This is a genomic window from Rufibacter aurantiacus, from assembly GCF_017916345.1.
Lineage (GTDB): Bacteria > Bacteroidota > Bacteroidia > Cytophagales > Hymenobacteraceae > Nibribacter > Nibribacter roseolus.
Map to the genome: position 1 here is coordinate 527183 of NZ_JAFMSV010000002.1, position 25115 is coordinate 552297.

The 25115-nt window shown below is 52.6% G+C and carries 20 protein-coding genes; 8 read left to right on the plus strand and 12 right to left on the minus strand.

The window, feature by feature from the left end; all coding sequences use genetic code 11:
- The first annotated feature begins 25 nt into the window (after positions 1-25).
- Genes J3P34_RS07610 through J3P34_RS07620 form a run of 3 tightly spaced genes read left to right on the plus strand, consistent with a single transcriptional unit; the run spans position 26 to position 2839 of the window.
- Entirely contained in the window at positions 26-1420 is a 1395-nt protein-coding gene (locus tag J3P34_RS07610; RefSeq protein WP_210463657.1) for a bifunctional UDP-3-O-[3-hydroxymyristoyl] N-acetylglucosamine deacetylase/3-hydroxyacyl-ACP dehydratase, read from the plus strand.
- On the plus strand, positions 1417-2208 hold the full coding sequence (gene lpxA / locus J3P34_RS07615) for an acyl-ACP--UDP-N-acetylglucosamine O-acyltransferase (protein WP_149089109.1): 792 nt from the start codon (positions 1417-1419) through the stop codon (positions 2206-2208). The genes J3P34_RS07610 and lpxA overlap by 4 nt, the downstream gene beginning before the upstream one ends.
- The gene (locus tag J3P34_RS07620; protein WP_210487609.1) at positions 2198-2839 is read left to right on the plus strand and encodes an ABC transporter ATP-binding protein; all 642 of its coding nucleotides are present in this window, start codon (positions 2198-2200) and stop codon (positions 2837-2839) included. The genes lpxA and J3P34_RS07620 overlap by 11 nt, the downstream gene beginning before the upstream one ends.
- Positions 2840-3276: 437 nt before the next feature.
- Here J3P34_RS07620 and J3P34_RS07625 read toward each other — a convergent pair whose 3' ends face one another.
- Complete coding sequence (locus J3P34_RS07625; RefSeq protein ID WP_210487611.1) at positions 3277-4557, minus strand: erythromycin esterase family protein; 1281 nt, start codon at positions 4555-4557, stop codon at positions 3277-3279.
- 385 nt (positions 4558-4942) lie between these two features.
- A complete protein-coding gene (locus tag J3P34_RS07630) occupies positions 4943-5689 on the minus strand; it encodes a DUF4197 domain-containing protein (protein ID WP_210487613.1) in 747 nt (248 codons plus the stop codon).
- A 72-nt stretch (positions 5690-5761) separates the two neighbouring features.
- On the opposite strand from J3P34_RS07630, the gene J3P34_RS07635 reads away from it, so the two are divergent.
- The 3 genes from J3P34_RS07635 (at position 5762) to J3P34_RS07645 (ending at position 9317) form a co-directional block, all read left to right on the plus strand.
- A complete protein-coding gene (locus J3P34_RS07635; protein WP_210487615.1) occupies positions 5762-7024 on the plus strand; it encodes a competence/damage-inducible protein A in 1263 nt (420 codons plus the stop codon).
- Between the two features lie 163 nt (positions 7025-7187).
- Entirely contained in the window at positions 7188-8567 is a 1380-nt protein-coding gene (locus J3P34_RS07640) for a dihydrolipoamide acetyltransferase family protein (RefSeq protein WP_210487617.1), read from the plus strand.
- Between the two features lie 207 nt (positions 8568-8774).
- Complete coding sequence (locus J3P34_RS07645) at positions 8775-9317, plus strand: hypothetical protein (protein ID WP_210487620.1); 543 nt, start codon at positions 8775-8777, stop codon at positions 9315-9317.
- Positions 9318-9699: 382 nt separating this feature from the next.
- Here the strand turns inward: J3P34_RS07645 and J3P34_RS07650 are convergent, their stop codons facing one another.
- Together J3P34_RS07650 and J3P34_RS07655 are read right to left on the minus strand one after the other, a co-directional pair.
- A complete protein-coding gene (locus tag J3P34_RS07650) occupies positions 9700-12333 on the minus strand; it encodes a valine--tRNA ligase (RefSeq protein ID WP_210487622.1) in 2634 nt (877 codons plus the stop codon).
- Between the two features lie 529 nt (positions 12334-12862).
- Positions 12863-13213 carry a 4Fe-4S binding protein gene (locus J3P34_RS07655; RefSeq protein WP_210487624.1) on the minus strand — a complete coding sequence of 117 codons (351 nt, stop codon included), beginning with the start codon at positions 13211-13213 and terminating at the stop codon, positions 12863-12865.
- A gap of 123 nt (positions 13214-13336) precedes the next feature.
- On the opposite strand from J3P34_RS07655, the gene J3P34_RS07660 reads away from it, so the two are divergent.
- Both J3P34_RS07660 and J3P34_RS07665 read left to right on the plus strand, forming a co-directional pair.
- Positions 13337-14356 carry an acyl-CoA reductase gene (locus J3P34_RS07660; RefSeq protein ID WP_210487626.1) on the plus strand — a complete coding sequence of 340 codons (1020 nt, stop codon included), beginning with the start codon at positions 13337-13339 and terminating at the stop codon, positions 14354-14356.
- Positions 14357-14512: 156 nt separating this feature from the next.
- On the plus strand, positions 14513-14815 hold the full coding sequence (locus J3P34_RS07665) for a hypothetical protein (protein ID WP_210463647.1): 303 nt from the start codon (positions 14513-14515) through the stop codon (positions 14813-14815).
- Positions 14816-14952: 137 nt separating this feature from the next.
- Here the strand turns inward: J3P34_RS07665 and J3P34_RS07670 are convergent, their stop codons facing one another.
- The 8 genes from J3P34_RS07670 to J3P34_RS07705 all read right to left on the minus strand — a co-directional run bounded on the left by J3P34_RS07670 (position 14953) and on the right by J3P34_RS07705 (position 25110).
- Entirely contained in the window at positions 14953-15819 is an 867-nt protein-coding gene (locus J3P34_RS07670; protein ID WP_210487628.1) for a nucleoside phosphorylase, read from the minus strand.
- Positions 15820-15959: 140 nt separating this feature from the next.
- Positions 15960-16928, minus strand: coding sequence for an oxygen-dependent tRNA uridine(34) hydroxylase TrhO (trhO, locus tag J3P34_RS07675; RefSeq protein ID WP_210487630.1), 969 nt, complete (start codon positions 16926-16928; stop codon positions 15960-15962).
- Positions 16929-17144: 216 nt separating this feature from the next.
- Complete coding sequence (locus J3P34_RS07680; protein WP_210487631.1) at positions 17145-17777, minus strand: NeuD/PglB/VioB family sugar acetyltransferase; 633 nt, start codon at positions 17775-17777, stop codon at positions 17145-17147.
- A 172-nt stretch (positions 17778-17949) separates the two neighbouring features.
- The gene (locus tag J3P34_RS07685) at positions 17950-19245 is read right to left on the minus strand and encodes a hypothetical protein (RefSeq protein ID WP_210487632.1); all 1296 of its coding nucleotides are present in this window, start codon (positions 19243-19245) and stop codon (positions 17950-17952) included.
- The gene (locus tag J3P34_RS07690) at positions 19242-20543 is read right to left on the minus strand and encodes a DUF2851 family protein (RefSeq protein ID WP_210487633.1); all 1302 of its coding nucleotides are present in this window, start codon (positions 20541-20543) and stop codon (positions 19242-19244) included. The genes J3P34_RS07685 and J3P34_RS07690 overlap by 4 nt, the downstream gene beginning before the upstream one ends.
- A 153-nt stretch (positions 20544-20696) precedes the next feature.
- Positions 20697-21527 (minus strand): orotidine-5'-phosphate decarboxylase, encoded by an 831-nt coding sequence (gene pyrF, locus J3P34_RS07695; protein WP_210487634.1) that lies wholly within the window; start codon positions 21525-21527, stop codon positions 20697-20699.
- 206 nt (positions 21528-21733) lie between these two features.
- Positions 21734-22387 carry an outer membrane lipoprotein periplasmic chaperone LolA1 gene (gene lolA1 / locus J3P34_RS07700; protein ID WP_210463640.1) on the minus strand — a complete coding sequence of 218 codons (654 nt, stop codon included), beginning with the start codon at positions 22385-22387 and terminating at the stop codon, positions 21734-21736.
- A gap of 38 nt (positions 22388-22425) precedes the next feature.
- Entirely contained in the window at positions 22426-25110 is a 2685-nt protein-coding gene (locus tag J3P34_RS07705; protein WP_210487635.1) for a DNA translocase FtsK, read from the minus strand.
- Positions 25111-25115 lie beyond the last annotated feature (5 nt).

Sequence of the window (25115 nt, forward strand, 5' to 3'; positions counted from 1 at the left end):
CCCCTCTTTACCTATTTAGTGCTTCATGAACGATAAACAGCATACCATAAAGGCGCCGGTAACGGTATCCGGGATTGGATTGCATACAGGAGTGGTGTCAAACATGACGTTTTTGCCCGCTCCCATCAATCACGGGTATAAATTCCAGCGCATTGATTTGCCAGAACAACCTATTGTAGACGCCGATGTAGACAACGTGGTGGACCTCTCCCGCGGAACTACCATTGAACAGAACGGCGCCCGGGTAAATACAGTGGAGCACGTTTTAGCCGCTTTGGTGGGCCTGGAGATTGACAACGTCCTCATCCAGATTGACGGCCCTGAGCCTCCCATCATGGATGGTTCCTCTATCCTTTTTGTGAAACCATTGCTGGAAGTAGGCCTGGAAGAGCAGAACGCCCTGCGTAACTTCTTTGAGGTGCCGGAGGAGATTATGTTCCGCGACGGTTCCCGCGAGACCGAGATCGCCATTCTTCCCCTTGACGATTACCGCGTAACGGTGATGGTAGATTACCACTCGCCTGTTCTGGGTTCTCAGCACGCCTCTCTCACTGACCTTCGTCAGTTCAAAGATGAGATTGCCTCTTGCCGTACCTTCTGCTTCCTGCACGAGCTGGAAATGCTCTTCAAGCAGAACCTGATCAAAGGCGGAGACCTGAGCAACGCCATTGTGGTGGTAGACCGCGTGGTGGAAGAAAACGAACTAGACTATTTGTCTGACCTTCTTAAAAAGCCCAAAGTGGCCGTGAAGAAGGAAGGAATTCTCAATAACGTAGACCTGCGCTATAAAAACGAGCCCGCCCGCCATAAACTGCTGGATTTGATTGGTGACCTGGCGCTGGTGGGTCGTCCGTTGAAAGGCCAGATCTTGGCGGCCCGGCCGGGGCACGCGTCTAACGTGGCGTTTGCGAAGAAGATCAAGAAATACATCAAGGAAACGTCTGTGAAGAACGTGCCGGTGTACGATCCTAAGAAAACGCCGGTGATGGACATTAACCGCATCACGCAGACGTTGCCGCACCGTTACCCTTTCATCCTTATTGACAAGATCATCCACTTGGATGAAACCACCGTGACTGGCGTGAAGAACGTGACCATGAACGAGTCCTTCTTCCAGGGTCACTTTCCGGGCAATCCGGTGATGCCGGGCGTAATCCTGATTGAGGCCATGGCCCAGACTGGCGGGATTTATGTACTCAGCACCGTTCCGGATCCAGAGAACTACTGGACCTACTTCATGGGCGTGGACAAATGCCGTTTCCGCCGCAAAGTAGTACCCGGAGATACCATTATTTTTAAATGCGAACTGTTGGCGCCTATTAAACGCGGCATTGCCAGAATGCAGGGTCAGGCCTACGTGGCCGGCCAACTGGTGATGGAGGCCGAGATGTTAGCAAGTATCGTAAGAAAAGACGCATGAACCAGCCACTAGCTTACATCCACCCAGAAGCCAAAATCGCCACCAACGTTGTGGTGGAGCCTTTTACCACCATCTCTAAAAACGTGGAGATTGGCGAAGGCACCTGGATTGGCCCCAATGTGACCATTATGGAAGGTGCGCGCATAGGGAAGAACTGTCAGATTTTCCCGGGTGCGGTGATCTCTGCCCCACCGCAGGACCTCAAATACAAAGGAGAGCCCTCTACCGTCTCCATTGGGGACAATACCATCATCAGAGAGTGCGTGACTTTGAATCGGGGCACCGCGCTGGACAAGAACACCACCGCTATTGGCTCCAATTGCCTCATTATGGCGTACGTGCACGTGGCGCATGACTGCATCATCGGCAACAACGTGATTGTGGCCAACGGCGTGCAGTTGGCCGGCCACATTGTGATCCATGACCACGTGTTTATTGGTGGCACCTCGGCGGTACACCAGTTTGTGAGCATCGGGGCGCATGCCATGGTGTCCGGTGGATCTTTGGTGCGCAAAGACGTGCCTCCGTTCATCAAGGCCGCGCGTGAGCCGTTGTCCTATGCGGGCGTGAACTCTATTGGCCTGCGCCGCAGAGGCTTCTCAAACGAGCAAATCAACGACATCCAGCAGATTTACCGCATCCTCTTCATGAGTGGCTTGAACACGGCCTCTGCGGTGGAGAAGATTGAGATTGACTTAGCGCCCAGCACAGAGCGTGATGAGATTGTGAACTTTGTGCGCAACTCTGGCCGGGGCATTATCAAAGGTTACCAGAGAGATGCAGATTAAGCTTTCCTCTTTAGGCAAGCGCTATAATTACGAGTGGATTTTCCGGAATCTGTCCTATGAGTTTGTCTTGGGTAAGGCGTATTCCGTACTGGGGCACAATGGATCCGGGAAATCCACTTTGCTTTCTATCCTGAGCGGGTACCAGTTGCCCACCGAGGGTTCTGTTTCTTATGAGATAGGCGGCAAAGCCATTCCGGTGGAGGATTTGTACCATTACTTGTCCATGGCGGCCCCTTACCAGGATCTACTGGAGGAATTCACGCTGGTGGAAATGATCCAGTTCCATACCCGCTTCAAACCGCTGCGCGGCATCACGCCCCAGCAGCTCCCCGATTTGCTGCAACTTCAGGCCGCCAAGCACAAACTGGTACGTGATTTCTCCTCGGGCATGCGCCAGCGCCTGAAACTGGGCCTCGCCTTGTACTCAGACACCCCGCTCCTATTACTGGACGAGCCTACCACCAACCTGGACCAGGCTGGCGTAGCTTGGTATCTGGAACACCTGGCCCGTAACCGCCAGAACCGCCTGGTCATTATCGGCTCCAACGTACCCCACGAATACAGCTTCTGCGACGAGCAACTGCCCATCAACGAATACCACTACAAAGCCCCGGAGCGTAAAAGAGCATAACGCGCCCGAGGCGTTTAGAGGCTGTTTGGAAAAAGTGGCACCAAAACAGGCCACGATAGGTGAATGTAGGGGCAATCTCTTGTGGTTGCCCTTTCGCATTCCATCTAAATTTTGGTTGTTGGTGATAACACCAACAACGGAAAAGGCCTTTCAACAGCAGATTACCAAGCCCATCAAACAAAGGAAACAAGCACGCATTTCGTCCCCCTTTGAAGGGGGTAGGGGGATGACGAAAGCACATCAAGAACCATCATGCTCTTGCTACCGCAAGGGCAACCACAAGGGATTGCCCCTACACAACATCCGCTTTCAGCCTACTTTATGAAAACCAGCCTTCAAACGCCTGAAATGAAAAAAGCCACCCAAGCGGTGGCTTTCCCATATATGTAGTAAGATGGCGCAGATTCTGTTTTATAACAGAGAAAATGCTTATATGTTTATTCGTTGGCCGGGTACATTTCTGGTGGCTCTTTCTCTTTGGTTTTGACGATGAAGGGCCGCAGGGCTTCCGTCTCATCCAGGTACAGGAAGGCATCATAGCGCTCCGGGATGATGGTAGGTACGTAGTTGCCGTACTTCTCGCGGTTAGGGTCATACACCACGCCAATGGCCCGATGGTCTAGTTGCAGGCGCACTTCGGTTATCTCGCGCAGTTCTCTGGAAAGTAATAGTTTGTCGGTGGCGCCAAGGTTATGCAGCCAGTCTTCCCAGGAGCCTTTGCGCGCAGGCGGCACTTCCATCTTTTTCATGGGCGCACCCCAGGAATCACCAGCAATCACGGAGCCTTCATAAGACCCGAAACCAGCCAGGTACACGTTCTCGCGGCCGTACTGCTCGCGGGCCAGTTGGCCGATGTTCACCATGCCGGCGCGGGCCATATCGGTGAAGCGGGCATCGCCTATGTGGGTGTTGTGCTCCCAGATAATGGCTTTGGAATCGGGTCCGTGGAATTCAAGCAGGCGGTTCAGGGTCTCCATCATGTGGTTGTCGCGCACGTTCCAGGAATTGCCGCCGCCCCGCACCATGGCTTTGTAGTACCGCTCTGCGTTCACGGCCACCAGCGCGTTCTGCTCGGCATCAAAAACAGCTTCTGCGTTGGAAGGCTCTCCCCTTTCGCGTTTGCCCAGTTCCTGCAGCATGGAAAGCACCTCGTCTTCGCAGTCTTCAGAGACGTAGGCCACGGCCCGGGCGTACTCCTGCGGGTCTGAGCTGTAGGGCTCAAAGCATTTAAAGGCTTCCTTGGCTGCTTTCACGGCATGGCCGTCCTTCTTCTCCAGGTACTTCATGATCTGGTTCAGAGAGTCCCAGAGGCTGTACACGTCAAGACCATAGAAACCTACCTTGGTGGTATTGGGCCGGTCGTTGTTCTCTTTGAGCCATTCTACCAGGGCCGCCACTTCCCAGTTACCCCACATCCAGGTTGGCCAGCGGTTGAAATGCTTGAGCACGTCAGACACCTTGGTGCCGGGTTTGCAGTAACCTCTTATGAACTTGTTTATCTGGTAGCAGTCTGGCCAGTCGCCTTCCACCGCGATGAAGGTGAAGCCTTTCTCCTCTATGAGACGCTTGGAGATAGCGGTGCGCCAGGCGTAATACTCAGAGGTGCCATGCGAGGCCTCTCCCAGCATTACAATGCGGGCATCACCAATATCGTCCAGCAGAATATCTAGATCAGCTTTGTTCTCCAGCCGGTGGTACGGCAGTTTTGAATAAGTCATGGATAATAGGGGAAAAATGAACTCCCTGCCTTTTACCCCTCATGCGTTGGGAAAGTTTACCCGTTTTTAGCCTATTTTTTCAGAAAAAGGTAGAAAGGAAAGTAAATGCCAATTTCCATTCTTAGAATAACCTAATTACTGCGACCTTTCTAAGCGAAAGCTTTGGGTTGTGTCATTATTTCAAAATATCCCAAAGGCAGGACTAACTTATAGCAAACTCACCACCAACCTTTTACCGATTTAAAACTTATTAACTACCTTCCTAAACAGGATACTAGCCTGGGCTTTTAGCCAAGTTTAAGTTATTGACTTTCTTTAGGTAAAAGGCACAAAAAAAGGAAGCCATGTTTTGCACAGCTTCCCTTTTCTACCGGTTTATTACAAATTATTGCCTTGACCCGAATACTCGTTTCAGGAGCTCAGTAGTACGGGCGATGGGGTTTTCTCTGATGTTGGCTTCTTCCTGGGCTACCAGGGTAAACAGCCCGTCAATGGCTTTCTGGGTAGCATAAGACTCCAAGTTAGGATCGGCTTTCTTCACCAGCGGGATCTTGTTGTAGCGGTTCACCAACTCAGAATAGTACTTGGTGGCGTTCACCTTGTCCAGCGAGTTGCGCATGATTGGGCTGAAAGCGGAGGTCAGTTGGCTCGTGGTGGTGCGCTTCAAATACTGGGTGGCCGCGTCTTTCTCGCCGCGCAGGATGTTCCAGACATCGCTGAAGGTAAGTTGCTTGATGGCGTTGAGGAAAATAGGGGCGGCGCTTTTGGCAGCATCCTCGGCGCCCCGGTTCAGGGTCAGCACGAATTTATCCACCTCAGAACCTAAACCCAAAGTGCGGAGGGTGTTCTCCACGCGCTGCACATCCGGCGGAAAAGGAATCCTGATGAGACTGTTTTTGTAGAAACCATCGGTTTGGGATGCCTGCGTAGCACCTTTGTTAATGCCTTGCGAGAGCGCCTGCTTCAGGCCCGAGGCCACCTCAGATTGGGTTAGTGCCCCAGACTGTGTTGTTTGTCCGGTCTGCTGGGCTACCGTGCCTAGGGCCTGCTCAATCTGCGCGGTAGTGCAGGAAGTGAATCCGATTGAAATGAAACCGCCTAAAACAAATAATGGGGAGACAAGTTTCTTCATACGTGCGTACATGTTTATTACTTTTGATCAACGATGGTCTGAAAGGGTATATGCATAAATCAAGCCAAATAAATGAAAAAGGAAATATCGGCAGAAATCATGACCATCGGCGATGAGCTGCTGTATGGTCAGGTCATAGACACCAATTCTGCCTGGCTGGGGCAGGAACTGGGTAAAATAGGCATCAGGGTAAAGCAGATTACCAGCATCTCAGACAACCCAGACGCTATAACGGAAGCCCTAACCCAAGCCATCTCCCGCGCCGATGTGGTACTCATCACCGGCGGCCTGGGCCCCACCAAAGACGACCTCACCAAGCACACGCTGGCCCGCTACTTCAATACCGAACTGCAGCTGCACCCACCTTCTCTGGAAGATGTGGAGGCCATTTTCAGGCGCTACAACCGGCCTATGCTGGAGGTGAACCGCCAACAAGCCTTTCTGCCGGCTACGTGCACGCCCATCCGCAATGTGCTGGGCACCGCGCCGGGCATGCTGTTCCATGAGCAGAATACCGTGATCGTATCTATGCCGGGCGTGCCGTTTGAAATGAAGCGCATGGTTACTGATACTTTACTGCCCTATTTGCAACAGCATTTTGCCCTGCCGCAGATCATCCATAAAGTAGTACAGACCATCGGGATTGGAGAGTCTTTTCTGGCAGAGACGATTGCCGATTGGGAAGACAACCTGCCGGCTAACCTTAAGCTGGCGTATTTGCCCTACCTGGCCGGCGTGCGCCTGCGCCTCACTGGGTTTTCTGAGAACGGGCTAGACCTGGAAGCCCAACTTCAGGCACAGGTAGACAAGCTAACCGCACTCATTCCAGACCACATCTTTGCCTACGGCGAAGTCAGCTTGGAAGAAGCCATTGGACAACTCCTGAAAGAGCAGAACCTCACTATTGCTACCGCCGAGAGCTGCACCGGCGGCCTGGTGGCCCATAAACTCACCAGCGTACCCGGCAGCTCGGCGTACTTTCTGGGCAGCGTGGTGGCCTACAGCAATGAGGTCAAAAAAGCGCAGTTGGGCGTACCCGCCGAGACACTTGAAAACCATGGCGCCGTGAGCGAGGAAACCGTACGCGCCATGGCCCAGGGCGTGCGCCAACTTCTGAAAACCGACATAGGGATTTCTACCAGTGGCATTGCCGGGCCAGACGGCGGCACTCCTGATAAACCCGTGGGCACCATCTGGATCGCCTACGCCGATGCCCACCAAACCGTGGCCCGCAAGATCAGCTACAACAAAACCCGCCTGCTCAATATTGAGTACACCTCGCTGCAAGTCCTGGACCTGGTAAGGCAAAGTTTGCGCCGGCGGGTTGAGGAATAAACAAAAAAGCCTAAATTTGCCTAACAACAGTTAGGTTCCGAGAACCGCTTACGGCTTTCCAGTGATTATTCGCTGTTTTTCTGTAACATTGCACCAACCGGCTCCCTGTCCTGACTGCGGTATTCTGATCTCAATAACCCAAAAAACTGACATACTCTTATCTATGGCTCTTGTAGAAATGGTGATGCCCAAAATGGGCGAAAGTATCATGGAAGGCACCGTGCTGAAATGGTTGAAGCAAGTAGGTGATACCATTGAGCAAGATGAGTCTGTTCTGGAAGTAGCCACCGATAAAGTAGACACCGAGGTGCCTGCCATCCAGGGCGGCGTGCTGCAGGAGATTCTGGTACAAGAGGGCCAGGTAGTAGCCGTAGGCGCACCTATCGCCATCATCAGCACCGGCGGCGATGACCAGCCTGCCACCTCGGCTCCGGCCCAGCAGGAAGCCCCTGCAGTAGCCCAGGCCAGCGCAGCCCCGGTAGCCCAAGCTGCCGAAGCACCGCAGGCCGTAGCGCACGCAACCCAGCGCCTGGAGCAACCCGCCTCCGGCCGTTTCTACTCCCCGCTGGTGCTCAACATCGCCCGCGAAGAAGGCATTGGCATGCAGGAACTGGAGTACATCCCGGGTACCGGCAAAGAAGGCCGGGTGTCTAAAAAAGATATCCTTGATTATATAGCCAGTCGCCAGAACGGCACGGCTCCTGCCGCTCAACCAGCCGCAGCGCCAGCGCCTCAGGTACAGGCTCCACAACCGCAAGTCGCCCCACAACCACAAGCTGTTCCGGTAGCCCCTGCGACTCAGGTCTCTACGGCTCCGGCCCAGTCTTACAGCGGCAACGTAGAAATTATTGAGATGGACCGCATGCGCAAGATGATCTCCCAGCGTATGGTAGACAGCAAGCGCATCTCTCCACACGTGACTTCGTTTGTGGAGGCCGATGTGACCAACATTGTCAACTGGCGGAACAAAACCAAAGATACCTACAAGAAACGCGAAGGCGAAAACCTCACCTTCACGCCTATCTTCATTGAGGCCATCGTGAAAGCCATCAAAGACTTCCCGATGATCAACGTGAGCGTAGACGGCGATAAAATCATCAAGAAGCGCGACATCAACATAGGGGTAGCCGTGGCTTTGCCTTCCGGAAACCTGATTGTGCCCGTAATCCACAACGCCGACCAGATGAACCTGAACGGCATCTCTAAGCGCCTGAACGATTTGGCCAACCGTGCCCGCATCAACAAACTGACTCCGGCAGATCTGGCTGACCCAACCTATACCATTTCCAACGTAGGTTCTTTTGGCAACGTGATGGGTACGCCTATCATCATGCAGCCGCAGGTGGCCATCATGGCCGTGGGTGCCATCAAGAAGAAGCCTGCCGTGATTGAGACGCCTGAGGGTGACTTGATCGGGATCCGTCAGTTCATGTTCCTGTCGCACTCCTATGACCACCGCGTAGTAGACGGTTCGCTGGGCGGTATGTTCGTGCGCCGCGTTGCCGATTACCTGGAAGCCTTCGACCCGAATACCAGCATTTAATTTGAAGATTTGGAGATGGGGAGATTTGAAAATGATCTTCCCATTTAGAAAGCCTCTCCCCTACCGGAGGGGCTTTTTTGCACCCTCGTTTTTAAGCCCGATTTGGTAAAAACAGCCCTGAAACAGAAAAGCACAACCCACCTCTGCAGAATATAGTAAAAGTCTTATTTTACCGAGGTTCAACCCGACCTTATCCGTTCCTGATTTATGAAAAACGCCCTTTTACTGCTGGTTATCGCCTTTCTGTTGTTCCTGGCCATCTTCTTCTACTGGAAGCAAAGCCAGGCCGAGAGCCAACTGGCCATGGCCAACGAGAAAATCACCAGCCTGGAGCAGCAGGTCCGCCGCTTCACCCACAACGTTCCCGGTGAACCCCGCGTGCCTACCCAGTCTACCCAACCCGATACCATCCCCTCAGAGGCTGAGGAGAAAGTCACCCCACCGGAGTCTACCTCTTTTGAGGAGGAGATCGGCACGTTGAGCGAAGGTGAGGTGCAACGCCTGAAAAACAAGGGGCTAAAGAACCCCGAGGCCGACCTCATGAACGACCTCATGCGCAAGCAGAAATCCCTGCTCCCCACCACTGGCACGGCCGGCGGCACCATGGCCATCCAGGATGTGAGAATCCTCAACGACCGCCACGCCCTTGCTTACTTTGAGGATGGCCACAACGGCGGTTACTTGCTCCTGCGCTACACCGTGAACAACGGCGCCATCACCTGGACCAGACTGGACTCTTCTACTTTGTAGGGTTTCAGGACTTACTTTTAGAAAATAGGTCAGAAAAGGAATCAAGATTGATCCCAATTCCGAGTGTATCAACTACGAGCTGATTCTCCCCTTGAGGGGAGCGTAGAGGGTGTTTACACCTGCTGATCATGGCGTCCCCAACTGAAAGAAGTTAGATATCCGGAAAAGAAGAGATAGCTCAGGGTGACAAGGTAATGTAAATCACAACGCGTGCTCTCCTGTGTAAACACCCCTCTTTATCTCCCCTCAAGGGGAGAGTCTGGGCTTAGCTATTGCCTTTACAGATCATGGTAACTTTAAACTACTTATAACTTATAACCTGTAAACAAAAAACGGCTGCCCTTATTAGAGCAGCCGTTTTTTTATTCATCAGATATCAAATTTATTCAGTTTGAAGCGCAGCTAAGCTTTGCTCCAGGGCGGCGATTTTGGCTTCGGCATCTGATTGCTTTTTGCGCTCTGCGTTGATCACCGCTTCCGGGGCTCCGCTCACGAAACGCTCGTTGCTCAGCTTTTTCGCTACACTGGCCAGGAAGCCTTTGGTGTAATCCAGCTCCTTCAGGATGCGTTCGCGTTCAGCGGCGGCGTCAATGTTACCCTCCATCGGGATGAAGAACTCAGCACTTTCCACCACGAAAGACAAGGCGTTGTCCAACGGCTGCTCTGTTTCCTGAATCTCACTGAGGTTCGCCAGCTTGCTTACCAGGGTTTCGTAGCCGGAAATTGCGTTTTTGCCTTCGGTCAGGCGCACATAGAGTGCCAGCTTTTTGGCCGGAGAGATGTTCTTGCTGTTACGCTGGTTTCGGATTTGGCCCACCACGTTGAGAACGTATTCGGTCTGTTTTAGCAAATCTGGCTCAATTCTACCTTTCTCTGGCCAAGTCGCTACTACCAGGCAGTCTTTAGGCGCACGGGCCTTCATGGTGTTCCAGATTTCCTCGGTGATGAACGGCATGAACGGATGCAACACTTTCATCAGTTTCTCCAGGAACTCATAGGTAGCTTGCAAGGTGGCCGCGTCAATAGGTGACCCGAAGGCTGGTTTAATCATCTCCAGGTAATTGGAGCAGAAATCATCCCATACCAATTTGTAGACCGTAAGCAAGGCATCCGAAATCCGGAACTTGTCAAAGTGGTCTTCCAGAACATTGAGTGCCTCGTTTAACTTAGAGTCAAACCACTTGATGGCTTTCTCGTTCGGGTTTGGCAACGTCTCGTCTACTTCCCAGCCATTGATGAGGCGGAAGGCGTTCCAGATTTTGTTGCTGAAATTACGGCCCTGCTCGCAGAGCTTCTCGTCAAACAGCAGGTCGTTACCGGCCGGTGAGCTGAAGAGCATGCCTGCACGAACGCCATCGGCGCCATATTGCTCAATCAGGTTCAACGGGTCTGGTGAGTTACCCAGTGACTTGGACATCTTGCGGCCCTGCGCATCGCGCACGATACCGGTAAGGTACACGTTCTGGAACGGCAACTCCTTGCGGAACTCGTAGCCAGCCATAATCATGCGTGCTACCCAGAAGAACAGAATCTCAGGGGCCGTTACTAGGTCATTCGTAGGGTAATAGTACAGGATATCGGCGTTGTCCGGATCTTTGAAACCATCAAACACCGAGATAGGCCACAGCCAGGAAGAAAACCAGGTATCCAGCACGTCTTCGTCCTGACGAAGGTCCGTTAACTGCAACTCTGGATTTCCAGTCTTAGTACGCGCTTCTTCCAGCGCTTCCTCGGCCGTACGCGCTACTACAAACGTGCCGTCTGGCAAATAATAAGCCGGAATCTGCTGTCCCCACCATAATTGGCGCGAGATACACCAGTCGTGCACGTTCTCCATCCAGGAACGGTACATGTTCTTGAATTTGGCCGGGTGCAGCTTGATGGTGTCGTTCATCACGTTCTCCAGCGCGGACTTGGCCATCTGGTCCATTTTGCACCACCACTGCATAGACAGCTTCGGCTCAATTACGGCATCGGTGCGCTCAGAGAAACCAACGTTAGACACGGAGTCTTCCACTTTCTCCAACAGCCCCTGGGCATCCAGGTCCTTCGTGATCTTCTTACGCACTACGAAGCGGTCTTCACCCACGTAAAGGCCAGCGCGCTTATGGATGGTGCCGTTGTCGTTGAGCACGTCTATGCTAGGCAGATTGTGTTTCTGACCCAGTTCGTAGTCATTGATGTCGTGCGCCGGCGTTACTTTCAACACCCCGGTTCCGAACTCGCGGTCTACGTATTCGTCAAAGATGATAGGGATGGGGCGGTTCACCAGCGGAATAATGGCTTTCTTACCGGCCAAATGTTTGTATCGCTCGTCTTTAGGGTGTACGCAGATGGCCACGTCGCCCATGATGGTCTCAGGGCGCTTGGTAGCCACCGTCAGCACTTCGTCAGAACCTTCCACGCCGTACCGCAGGTAGTACAGTTTTCCGTTTACCTGTTTGAAGTTTACTTCCTCGTCAGAAAGGGCAGTCATGCCTTGTGGGTCCCAGTTTACCATGCGTACGCCGCGGTAAATCTGGCCTTTGCGGTACAGGTCCACGAATACCTGAATCACGGCATCGGTCAAGGCGGGCTCCATGGTGAAGCGGGTACGGTCCCAGTCGCAGGAGGCGCCCAGTTTTTTCAGCTGCTCCAGAATGATGCCGCCGTATTTCTCTTTCCACTCAAAGGCGTACTGAAGGAACTCCTCGCGGGTAAGGTCACTTTTGTTGATGCCTTTTTCCTTGAGCATGGCTACCACGCGGGCCTCCGTCGCGATGGACGCGTGGTCCGTACCCGGTACCCAGCAGGCTTCTTTGCCTTGCATACGGGCGCGGCGCACCAGCACATCCTGAATGGTATTGTTAAGCATGTGGCCCATGTGCAGCACGCCTGTTACGTTGGGCGGCGGAATCACCACGGTGTAGGGCTGCTTTCTTGGGTTTGGTTTGGACTTGAAAAAGCCACGCTCCAGCCAGGTGGCGTACCACTTGTCTTCTACTTCTTTGGGGTTATAGGTCTTCGGAATCGACATCTTGGGTAATGTGCTAATGTGTTAATGTGCTGATGTGCTATCCTAGCAGAACCGGCACATGTCACGTGTACCTGCAAAAATAGCAAATTAGCCGATGTGAGTTATCAGTTATTGGCCGGCTCTGCGGGAAAGCTCCTGATTTCGCGCTGATTTTGAGAAAACAGGAAAGAAACGGCGCTGGCCGAGATACCCGTAGGACCTTCGGACCCTACGAGGTCCTGGGCTTTGCCGATCAATGTAGCGGCGTTACACTGTAACGCCGTGGTTCTACGCAGCAGCAAAGGTTCCAATCACCCAAATCTGCATTTGCAATGGATTCCTTGGCCGTTTAAAAAAGTCTGTTCTAATTGAATCGCTTCAGTTCCATGGCAACACGGCGTTACAGTGTAACGCCGCTACAGACCGGTAGAACCGCCAACCGGCGCCGGTTTCAGGGTTTACGCCTGTTTTTCAGAAAACGGCCCTAAAGCAGCTTGAATAACAAAAAAACCCGCACGAGGCGGGTTCCTGAATAGCTTTTAGGGAAAGTTTAGCTTGCGGCGTGCAACCACTCTTTCTTGGCTAACAAGGCTTCCTCGGTCTCGCGGTAATCCGGGTCATCGACGCAGCAGTCTACTGGGCAGACGGCCGCACACTGGGGCTCCTCATGGAAACCGCAGCACTCGGTGCACTTGTCAGAGACTATGTAATAGAATTCATCAGAGATGGGGGGTTGCGGGGCCTTGCCGTCTACCACTATTCCACCGTCAATCTCTACCTGGGTCAGAGATGTACCATCTCCCCACGTCCACTGTACGCCACCTTCATAGATAGCAGTGTTGGGGCACTCCGGCTCACATGCGCCGCAGTTGATACACTCATCCGTGATCATTATCGCCATAATCGTATCTCCTGTTTCTTTTTAGTAATTTTGCACCAATATAGGTACGCCATTCTGCGCGCAAAAGTAATACGTAGCACGCATTGTATCAAACGTTTCTCACGCATCCACTGTTACCCCTTCATGCTAACTTTAGAAAACAGACTTTCCGCATTCATAAAATTAGGCGATTACCTACGGCACTTACCGTTGGAGGAACGCGAATACCTGGCCCGCCGGGCGGGCCAACTCAATAACTTCTTTGACCTGCCCAATGTTTCGGCGGCATTGGATGGCATTGCCAGCATGCTGGAGGAAGACCAACTGACTGCCTGGGTAGCGCGCTATGATTTGCCCCAGTTGAACGAAGCGCCTAAGAAAGTAGGCGTGGTGATGGCAGGCAATATTCCGGCCGTGGGTTTCCATGACGCGCTGTGCATTCTGCTGAACGGGCACATCCTTCAGGCCAAACCCAGCTCCGAGGATTCGTTTCTGCTTCCGCACCTTCTGAACAAACTGGTGGAGATTGAGCCCGGCTTTCAGGAGCAGATTCAACTGGTGATGATGATGAAGGAATCAGATGCCATCATTGCCACAGGCTCAGACAACACCTCCCGCTACTTTGAATACTACTTTGCCAAGCGTCCGCACATCATCCGGAAAAACCGCACCAGCGTGGCTGTGCTCACCGGGAAAGAGACAAAAGAAGAACTGACCGCCCTTGGCGATGACATTTTGCGCTACTACGGTCTGGGCTGCCGCAACGTGGCAAAGGCGTTTGTGCCCGCTGAGTATGACTTCACCCCGTTCTTTGAGGCCATGGAATACAAGAAAGAGGTAGTAAACCACCACAAGTACCAGAACAACTACGACTACAACAAGTCTATTTACCTGGTCAACGGTGTGCCGCACCTGGATAACGGTTTCCTGATGGTTACCGAGAGCCAGCAGCTGGTCTCCCCTATCTCGGTGCTGTTCTATGAGACGTATACCAGCGACCAGGACCTGGAACAGAAACTGGAAACCATCCAGGAGAAGCTGCAGTGCGTGGTTTCGCAGGAGGCACTCTGGCCCAACAGCTACGCTTTCGGGCAGGCGCAATGCCCGTCAGTAAGCGATTACGCCGATGGCGTGGACACCATGGAATTCCTGAAGAGCCTGTAAAAAATATTTTAAGGCTATTTTCCAGAAAATAGCCTTAAAACACCATTTTGGGTATGGTTAACTGTTTTTTCATAGACTTATTGTGTTAAATACCGTTTGTAGATGTAAGAAATTCTTTCTTCATTGGTCCACAGACTAACACCAAACACGCGTACCATGGAAAATAACACCGTGCTCCATTACCAGCTTATTGAGAAGGAAAGCATCCCGCAATTACAGTTCGGCACTCAAGATGTTTTGTCGGATAAAGAATCTAAAGTAAGACGTCAAGTTGATTTGGAACGGGCCAGCCGCCTGGGTAATGGCTACCACGGGAAAGTGGAAATCACCTTCCAGGTGGCCTCCGGTGAGGTTCTGAGGGTACAGACTACCATCTGGCAAGCTGATAAGGAATTCACCACCATCAAGTCTGGCGTCACTTTGCCCACCCACGCAATTTTAGGGGTGGAATTCTTCTAGTAATCGGCCTGACGACTTCAAACTCAGGAGTAAACCGCTCCTAAAGGGCGGCTTTGCCCTGCTCACATTATTAAAGCCTACAAACGCATCGGCCTTTGGTACAAACCAAAGGCCGATGCGTTTGTAGGCTCTTTTTGTTAAATGCGTTCCAGAACCTTCACAATGAGGTCATCAATTACCTGATCTGCGTTAGGAGCGAACTGGTGAGTGATGCGGTTGGCCACAATGGCATTCAGAGAGAGGACTTCATGGCCCAGCAAGCGGCCCAGGCTGTAGATACCGGCGGTCTCCATCTCGAAGTTGGTGAACCGCACATCCTCAAACCTGAAGGCGTTCAGTTTCTGGATCACCTCTTCAATTTTTGGTTGCAGGCGCAGTAATCGGCCTTGGGGGCCATAGAAACCCGGACAGGTGATGGTGTTGCCGTGGAGCATGTCACTCCCCGCAATCTGCTCCCGCAGGATGTCTGAGCCTTTGGCGCAGTACGGCAGAAAACCAATGCCCAGCGCCAGCTGCATGTTCACCGCGATTTCGGTCTCGTAACCAGTTTCCATGAGCGGGTAGAACTGCATGAGCGTGTCCAAACCCAAAGCATACTCCGTAGCCAGATGACTGCCCAGCGGCACATCTTCCTGCAAGGCGCCGGAAGTACCAATACGCACAATCTTGAGGGAGATGCGGTCCTCATGCTCCAGCGGCTCGCGGCTCACGAAATCAATGTTCACCAGGGCATCCAGTTCATTCATCACAATGTCAATGTTATCCGTCCCGATGCCGGTAGACACCACCGAGATCCGTTTGCCTTTGTAATAGCCCGTATGGGTCACAAATTCGCGCTTGGCCACTTCCACCTCAATGGAATCAAAATGGCGACTCACGCGGGCCACGCGGTCCTGGTCACCTACCGTGATAATGGTATCTGAGATCTGCTCAGGCAGCAGGTTCAGGTGGTAAATGCTGCCATCGGCGTTCAGGATTAATTCAGATTCTGGGATACGGGCCATGGTTTCATAGTTTTAGGTGGAAAATGGAGCTTCAATCTAGTGGCGTGCCTTTTGGGGGTCTCGCCGAAGGTAAATAAAAAGGCGCCGCCTGGTTGCCTTGCAGCAACTGGCGGCGCCTTTCCTTTTAAAATGCTTATCGCTTAAACGGCCTTTGGTGCCTCCGTCTTGCGGCGGTTCAAGCCTTTGTACGGGTTGTAGCCGTTCGTGTTTTTCTGGTAGTAACCGGTACCATCATATGGGCGTTTGTCTGGGTGCTCCTGGCAGGTGGTGGAGCAGGCACCGTCCATCTTAGTCCCGCAACTCTCGCAGATGGGCACGTGCAGGTTGCAGTGCGGATTGGCGCAATTCACCATCCTGGCGGAGGGCGATTCACACACGTAGCACTTGGAGATCACCACTGGGTTCACGGTATTCACCTCCACGGCCACGCGGTTGTCAAAAACGTAGCATTTGCCCTCGAAGTCCTCACCGCCGGCTTCCATGCCGTACTTGATGATGCCGCCGTGCAACTGGTACACGTTTTCAAAGCCTTTCTCCAGTAGGAAAGCGCTGGCTTTTTCGCATTTGATGCCGCCGGTGCAATACGTCAAGATTTTCTTACCTTCATACTTCTCCTTCAGCTCGTCAATCTTTTCAGGGAACTCCCGGAAATTCTCAATGTCCAGCGTGACGGCGTTCTTGAATTTGCCCATGCTGTGCTCGTAGTCTGAGCGCACATCCAGCACCACCACGTCTTCCTGGTCTTTCATCTCCCTGAACTCCTGCGGCGAAAGGTGTACGCCGGTACGTTCAGTGGGGTCAATGTTGCGCAGGCCGGCATGCACAATCTCGGGTTTGTGACGCACGTGCAGTTTGGTGAAAGCGTGGTCATCCGCATAGTCCACCTTAAAGTCGATGCCTTCAAAGCGAGGGTCTGCCTTCACGGCGGCCATGTAGGATTCACAGTCTTCCACCAGGCCAGAAACGGTTCCGTTCAATCCTTCCGGAGCGACAATGATGCGACCCAACAAATTCAGGTTAAGACACAGCAGATGGTGCTCCTCGCGGAACAACTCGGGGTCTTCAATCTTGGTGTAGTGGTAATAGAGTAGGATACTGTACTTTTTCATACGGCTTAGTTTCAGACTAAGTGTAAAGTTGAATGTGCTAATGGTTTAAGGTGCTGATGTGCTAATGAACAACAGCTTTTCTGTTTTGGTGCGAATTTAAGGAAAACAGCCCGGAAACGGAAAATGACCTTTGTCAGTCCCGAGTCTGTAGTCCTGAGTCTTCTTTATCAGGACTATAGAAGCCTAAGGTCCAAAATCATGCGCCTGAAGTCTTCCTTAAACAGGCTTGGCTGGGTTCCCGAAAACGGTTTGCTTTGCGGCCACATCGGCTACTACCACGGCCCCGGCGCCCACGCGCGCGTTTTTGCCAATCTTCACGCCAGACACAATCACAGCACCGGTTCCAATAAAGGCTCCCTCGGAGATGGTCACCCCGGTGTTTACCATGGCACCCGATCCCAGTTGCACGTGGTCTTCCAGAACAGCGTTGGCTTCTACCACCGCACGCGAGCCAATGATGCAGTTATCCCCCACCTTGGCATTGGAGTTCACGATGGCCCCGGCCTGGATGAAGTTTCCGTGGCCCAGCCAGGCATGCTCAGAGACATAGCTGAATTTATGGATGGCATTCACCGGCACCACTTTGTAATCTTCTTTGAGCATTTTGGTCAGGCTCTTGCGGGCGGCGGAATCCTCGGCGGCCACAAACACGTCGCACTTCTTGCCCAAAAGCTTGAGGATGTTCTCGTCCTCTGTGTTGCCCATGACGGTGATCTCGTTCACCTCTTTCTGCTGCAGGGCCACCTGGTCATCCAGAAAACAATATACCACAACATCGTTGCTCTGGAAGGCATCCAGCGCCAATACACCCAGTTCCTGGGCACCTAATATGATAACGGGATTTTGCATAAGCTTCTTTAAGTTAATTGGAGTTTTCTACGGGTACTTCCCCCAGAAAACCGATTGCACTTCCCCTCTCTGTTTTGAAAGGGCGCATGATAGTTTCCATTTTAAGCCTAATTCAAAGAAACTAAGCTCAAAACGGATGCGCCTGCAAAAATAGGCAAAGAAACGGAATAGGTTAGCCCCGGCGCCTGAGCAGTTTATCCAGCCAAACAGGCAATGGTCCCCATGCCACCACTACCAGGAAAAAGAAAGGCAACAGCGGCGCCCGGTAGCGGTGCAAAGACCCTAAATTGGGCGTGGGCAGTGTCACCAGCACCGCCGAAATAAAGAAGAACACCAGCAACACCGCTAGAAAAGAAGGCAGCTTCGGCAATTTCCTGTGCCGTAGCAGATGGACAATGGTTAGCAAGACCAGCAGACAAAACAACAGGTTCTCTACCGCCACCAGTTTGTAGAACAACGGAGCAGGCTCCCAAAGAAAAGGCCTGGTGAGCATCTGGAACACAGCCAATGGCGCATGGGCTACCACTGACCACAAGGTTGGCTGTAAATGCGGGAATGACAACAGCAGACTATCAGGACCTGAAGCCGCCACTATATTCCTGTAGTTCCAGAGAATGTGCCGGACAAAAAAACTAAGGTTGAACGTAGGATGCGCGAAGGAAGCTATAAAGGCTCCAATGCCTAGAATCCCAGCCCACAGCATCCATTGCCTTGACCGGGAATGAAGTTGAGGGAACCTGTGAGCTACCCACTTGGTGACCAAAAGTGCCCCAAGCAGCACCATCAGCACAGCTGCCAGGAAAAATTTTATCCGCCATAGCAGGTAAATGGAAGGTAGGTGCAGGATAGACCTTTTCACCGCTACAGAAGCATTGTTGGTTTTATAGAGCTGCAGGAACAGGCCAACCGTAAAGCAAAGACTTCCTATGAACAGCGAATCTTTCGTAACCCCGCTGGTCCAGAACACCACTGAAGGGAAGAACAAAAACACTACTACGGCTGAGGTACCGTATGCCCGATAATGCTTTTGCAGCTGTTGCACCAAAAACCAACATCCCCAGAAACTGAACAAGGAAAGATACAAACTGCTGGCCCAATAAGAACTGCCCGTTAGGAAATAAAGCAGGCTTAGCAGTTTTATAAAAAAGAAAGTGTTAGAATACTGAGGCCATTTGGTAAACCCCATGGGGAGGTCTCCTTTTTCATTAAACAATAACAACCGGAGATACTGGTTTCCATTAAGCTCTGCCGCCTCCTTTACCGCTTTGGCCTGTTTGTGGAACTCCCAGGTATCTCCTACGCCATAATACTCCAGATACAGGTAACCCAACAGCAGCCCTGCTACCAACTTCAAAGCCAACCCAGCCCAAAAGAAGGTTTGCAGCCCCTCGGTGTGTCGCGCCTGGCGCCTAAGCAGGTAAACAAGGAAGAGGAAAACCGGCAAGTGCAGCCAGTGCTGAAGGTTCATGCAGTAGGGAAGTTCTGTTTCATCAGGCGGTGCCCGATGACGCAATGTACGCATTTCCGGGGAGCGCAGTATGATTGGTACAGGCCCTGTAAGGCCTGAGAGTCTCCGGCGCAGGTATGCGGAAAACCAAGATGGGTGTACAAGCGGGTAACTTTGTTCTGCTCTCTGCCCAGGCATTCCAGCAAACCGACTGCTTTCTCCTGGTAGGCTACGTTGTCCATGCGGCGGCTGTAGGCTACCAACAAAGGCGCTACCACATTGATGAGTAGCCCCTGGATGCTTTCCTCCCCGATGGTGCCAAATGGCTGCGCCGATGGTCTGCCGGGAGCGTAATGCTGCTGCCAATAAGATGGGGGTTCTTGCCGGAAGAAGCGGAGGTAATCTTCTTTGGTTTCGCAAGCCACCATGCCAGACCAAAGATGCGATTGCGATTGGAGTACCGCCAACAACTGCCCCAATCTTACCGCCGGGAAATTGGAGGGCCTGAGCCGGAGATAATTCCAGGCGGCAGAGGGCAATGGCTCTGGCAGGGTGTGTTTTTGGGCCAGGTAAAGGCGTTTTTTTGCCAAATCCAGCAAGTACGTTTCGGGCTCCTGCCCTTCCTTTGTCTCCAACAGCCCCGCTTGCCCGAACACCAATGCCTCCAACTGTTTGGGAGAAGACCGGTAGCGGTTTACCAGGTTCAGGGGAAGTACCCAGGTGAGCCGCAAAAAGCCTTCCTGGTTCACTTTGAAACCAAATCCTGCGGCCAAGGTTTGGTAAACGGTGCTTTCCCAATCCTGGCGGTTCTGTTCTAATCGTTCCAGCACCAGGTTTGCTTTAATCTCAAACCGCTCCAGTAGAGTGCGGTCCATCATCGCGGATTTGAAAATGCGGTCAACCTGTATGGCCTGGGCAGCACAGGGAATTTCCTCTTTGCTCCAGGTCAGTTCCTGGTACTTTGCCTGCAGGGGCAAGGCTATCCTGCCCTGCAGCTCCAGGGTAGGCATAGTGGTGCCCTCCTCCCGCCAAACCATTTCCTCGTTTTCCCAGACCACATGCAGAATCACCTGGTTGTACTTGTCGTCATGCTGGTGCTGGTGCCGGCGCCAGTCTGAGGCTTTCACGTGGATTTCCACGCTGCCCACCCACTCCGTGTCTCCTATCTTGAGGCGGGCACCAGAGAAGTCGGGGCCAGCGTCTGAGCGGTTGTAGAAGCCGGGGTGCAGCACCAGCAACTCCTCACCTGTTGTGGTGCATAGCTGCTCCTTCCGGAAATACTGGTAGCGCCATATATAGTGTAGGAAATCCTCTTTCATAGAAAACCGGAACAGCCTTTCAAACCATCTGTGTACATACGCAGAAAGATGTCAAAGGCTGTTCCGGTTATATCTGATAGTCTGCTGATTTTAAGCCGTTTCCTAAAAATCGGCCTCAAAACGAATCGGCAGAGCCGGATTGTTTGTGAAAGGTTAGCGAGGCAGGTACTCGTTCAGGTAACGGTCCATTTCTTGCTGCACAGCCAGAGCTGCGGCACGGGCTTTCTCCGCGAAATCCTCACCCTGGGAGGCGTATATGATTTGGCGGGCAGAGTTCACCAAGAGGCCGCACTGTTTGTTCATGCCGTAGCGAGAAACCTCACCCAAATCTCCACCTTGGGCACCTACGCCAGGCACCAGCAGGAAGTGATCGGGAGCTAGTTCACGCACACGCTCAATATAATCGTGGCGGGTGGCACCAATGACGTACATCAAGTTATCGGCGGAGCCCCATGCCTGGCTGTTCTGGATGACTTTCTCAAACATGAAGTAAGATTTGCCCTCAGACACCACGCTCAGGAGCTGGAAATCATCGTGACCGGGGTTGGAGGTGAGCGCCAGCAAAATGACCCATTTGTTGGGGAACTGCAGAAACGGCGTCACGGAATCAATGCCCATGTACGGAGCCACGGTAAGCGAGTCAAAGCTCAGTTGGTCAAAGAAGGCGCGGGCGTAAAGCTCAGAGGTATTGCCAATGTCACCGCGCTTGGAATCGGCGATGGTGAAAACATCCTTCGGGATGACGCTCAGGGTACGCTCCAGGCTCACCCAGCCCTTGGGGCCGTGCGCCTCATAAAACGCGATGTTGGGTTTATAGGCCACGCACAGGTCTTGGGTGGCTTCAATAATCTGGCGGTTGAACTCAAAGATGGGGTCTTCCAGTTGGAGCAGGTGCGGCGGTATCTTCTTGATGTCCGTGTCCAGCCCAATGCATAGGTAAGATCGTTTGCGCTGGATCTGTTCAAAAAGTTCTTGTCTGGTCATGAGGCAAAACAGTAGGTTGGCACAAAGCTAAAGTGTTTTCTTATTGTTTTGGGGAAAAGAGGCAAAAAATGGAAGCAGCTTCCTTTCTCCAGAAAGTTAATCCAAATTACGTTTAGGCGTCATTATCCGGAAAAAAGCCCTAAAACGAAGAAGGCCCCCGCTTTTCAGCAGGAGCCTTTTAACATCGTGATACTTGCTACGAGATACTACCTGAGGTCCACTACTTTCAGGCCTTTGTACTTGGCTCTATTGAACACAAAGGTATTGGCGTCTACCGGGGTGTTGGCCGTGAATTTGTTGATCTTGTAGGTGTACCGGTTGCCGTTCTTGCGGAACATCTTCCAAGATTTCAAGGTGTTATCCTTTTTGCTGATGTGTAGCCGCACCTTAAATACTTGGTTGTCGCGGTCCTCGGGGGAAAGGTCAATCACGTGCACGGCCTCACCGCCTTCTTTCTCCTCGCCGGCATACACGTAGCGGTAGCCTTTCTTGTAAAGCGAGTAGATTTGGTTGGGCGTAAGCTCCTGCTCATCCGGGTCGTTGTCAGAGATGGTGACCTCACCCTCTTTCTTCATGATGGTCCAGATGGTGGCGCCGTTGTTGATGATTTCCTGCCCGGCTACGGCCAGACGGTATTTGTTTCCGGAAACGGTGATATCGCCGTTGATAGATTCTTTTGCCTTCGCCGATGGGCTTTCAATGGTTTGGGTGAACCCTACCTTGAAGGCGTTCATGGCCTGGTATTTCTTGCTCATGGCATCCAGAATCTTCTCTGCCTGGGGGTCTTTCTGCACATTCTGCGCCTGGGCAATCTGAACCACCGTCAGCAGGGCGAGCAGAAATGAAAAGTATCGTTTCATGGGTCTTTTTTTAAGTTAAGGTAACTGCAATTGTTTGCTTACGGTTGCATGTTATTCAATAACTGTTCCAAACTGTATTCATCCGGAATTAAAACTTCACGCGCCTTGCTGCCTTCAAACGGACCCACCACGCCGGCGGCTTCCAGTTGGTCAATCAGACGGCCGGCCCGGTTATAACCCAGTTTCAGGCGGCGCTGCAGCAAGGAGGTACTTCCCTGCTGGTGCGTGACCACAATACGGGCGGCTTCCTCAAACATCGCGTCTTTGTTGCTGGGGTCAAACTCGGCTTTCTCGTTGCCACTTTCATCCCCCAGGAACTCAGGCAGCAGATAGGCATCTGAATACCCTTGCTGCTCGCCAATGAAATCACAAATTCTATCTACCTCTGGCGTATCCACAAACGCGCATTGCACACGAATCAGGTCAGAGCCCAGAGAGAACAGCATATCCCCCTGACCAATCAACTGGTCGGCTCCGCCGGTGTCCAGGATGGTGCGGGAGTCAATTTTGGAAGTTACCTTGAAGGAAATACGCGCCGGGAAGTTGGCCTTGATGATACCCGTGATCACGTTCACCGATGGACGCTGCGTGGCCACCACCAGGTGAATCCCGATGGCGCGGGCCAGCTGCGCCAGACGCGCGATAGGCGTTTCCACCTCTTTCCCCGCAGTCATCATCAAGTCGGCTAACTCGTCAATCACCAGCACGATGTACGGCATGAACTTATGGCCTTTCTTGGGGTTCAGGCGGCGCTCCACAAACTTGAGGTTGTATTCCTTTAGGTTGCGGCAACCGGCGTCTTTGAGCAGATCATAACGCTGGTCCATCTCCATACAGAGCGAGTTCAATGTGTTCACCACTTTCTTGGTATCGGTGATGATGGCCTCGTCGGTATCCGGAAGTTTGGCCAGGAAGTGGCGCTCAATCTTATTGAACAGGGAGAGCTCCACCTTTTTAGGGTCTACCAGGACAAACTTTAATTGCGAAGGATGGCGCTTGTACAACAGCGAAGTTAGGATCGCGTTCAGACCAACAGATTTACCCTGACCCGTAGCCCCTGCCATGAGCAAGTGCGGCATTTTGGCCAGATCGGTGATAAAGACTTCGTTGGTGATGGTTTTCCCGAAGGCGATGGGGAGTTCCATCTCGCTCTTCATAAACTTCTCAGTGCTCAGGATGGCCTTGATGGGCACCATCTCCTTTTTCTTGTTCGGTACCTCAATACCAATGGTTCCTTTACCCGGAATGGGCGCAATGATCCGGATTCCAAGGGCTGCCAAGCTCAACGCGATGTCATCTTCCAGGCTCTTGATTTTGGAGATTCGTACCCCAGCCTCCGGTACGATCTCGTACAAGGTCACGGTTGGCCCGATGGTGGCTTTGATGCTGGCGATACCGATGTTGTAGTTACCAAGCGTCTCTACAATGCGGTCTTTGTTCGCTTCCAGTTCTTCCTTGGTTACCTGAACCTTGGCCACGCCGTAGTCAGTGAGCAGGTCAATAGACGGGTATTGGTAGCGCGGCAAATCCAGGGTGGGATCATAGTTCTCGCTCACCTCCAGGTTGTCCACTTCCTCTTCCAAAGGTGCCAGGTTAGCAATGTCCAGCTCTACTTCTTCCTCTGGTTCTTCCAGCAGTACATCGTCCTGCTCTACTTCCAGGGCCAGCGGCACAGACGCTAGCGGCACGGAGGCTCTTGGTGTCACCGGCAATTCATTCACAGCGAACAAATCTTCCTGCGGCTCTTCTACTTCTTCGTCCTCAAATTCCTCGTCGTCCTGGTCATCATAGAACTCTTCATCCTGGGATTGCTCGTCGTCAAAATCCTCCTCCTCTTCTTCCGGTTCGTCCTGTTTTACCAGAAAAGGGGCCGGAAACGCCGGTTCTTCCTCCTGAGGCTCAAACGTCCCGCTGGGATTGGTAAGGTGGTTCATGCCCGCAGAGGGCGAAGCATACACGCCGGTTTCTGGCCTGGCCGCAGCTGCCATGGCAGGCGCAGGCGCCGCTGTCTCTGTTTTAGGGAATCTTGGGCGGCCCAGCGTGGTGATATTGAAGAAGAACATGACAAAGGCGATGAGTGCAAAACCCATCAGAAGGCCGGTTCCCCAGCCCAGAAGGCTCTGCAGCCACAGCGCAGTCTCGTAGCCTATGCCGCCGCTCATAAATCCATAAGTATCCGTGGCCTGGTACAGGAGCACCAAATAGCCCGCCGTCACGCAGCCCCACAGCAACCCGAAAAGGCACAAGGTCACCACCGAGGAAAGGGTAATGGACGTGCGCCGGAAAACGATTTTATAGCCGATGTAGAACACCACCGGCACAAAGAAAAACGAGGCGACCCCGAACCAGCGGTTAATGAAGTAATCTGAGATCCAGGCGCCAAATAGGCCCAGCCAGTTCTCAGACTCTAGCCCGGCAGCTTTCATTTCCTCGGGCGTCACTGACTCCACAATGCTCTGGTCGGCGGTGCCGGTGAACAGGAAGGAGACAAACGCGATGGTGAGGTACAGCGAGGAAAGCAGGAAGAAAAACCCGATGAACAGCTGCAGCCGACGGTCTTTTAGAAAGTTGAAGGATAACTGGGGTTTGGGAAGCGACTTCCTGGGTTTGGCCTCTTTGGGGGCTCTGCTCTCACTCTTTCCCTTAGGTTCATTCTGAATCCTGGGCGCATTCTTAGGCCGCGGACCAGTCCCTACATCCCGTTTATATGTGTTCGTTGCCATGCTGT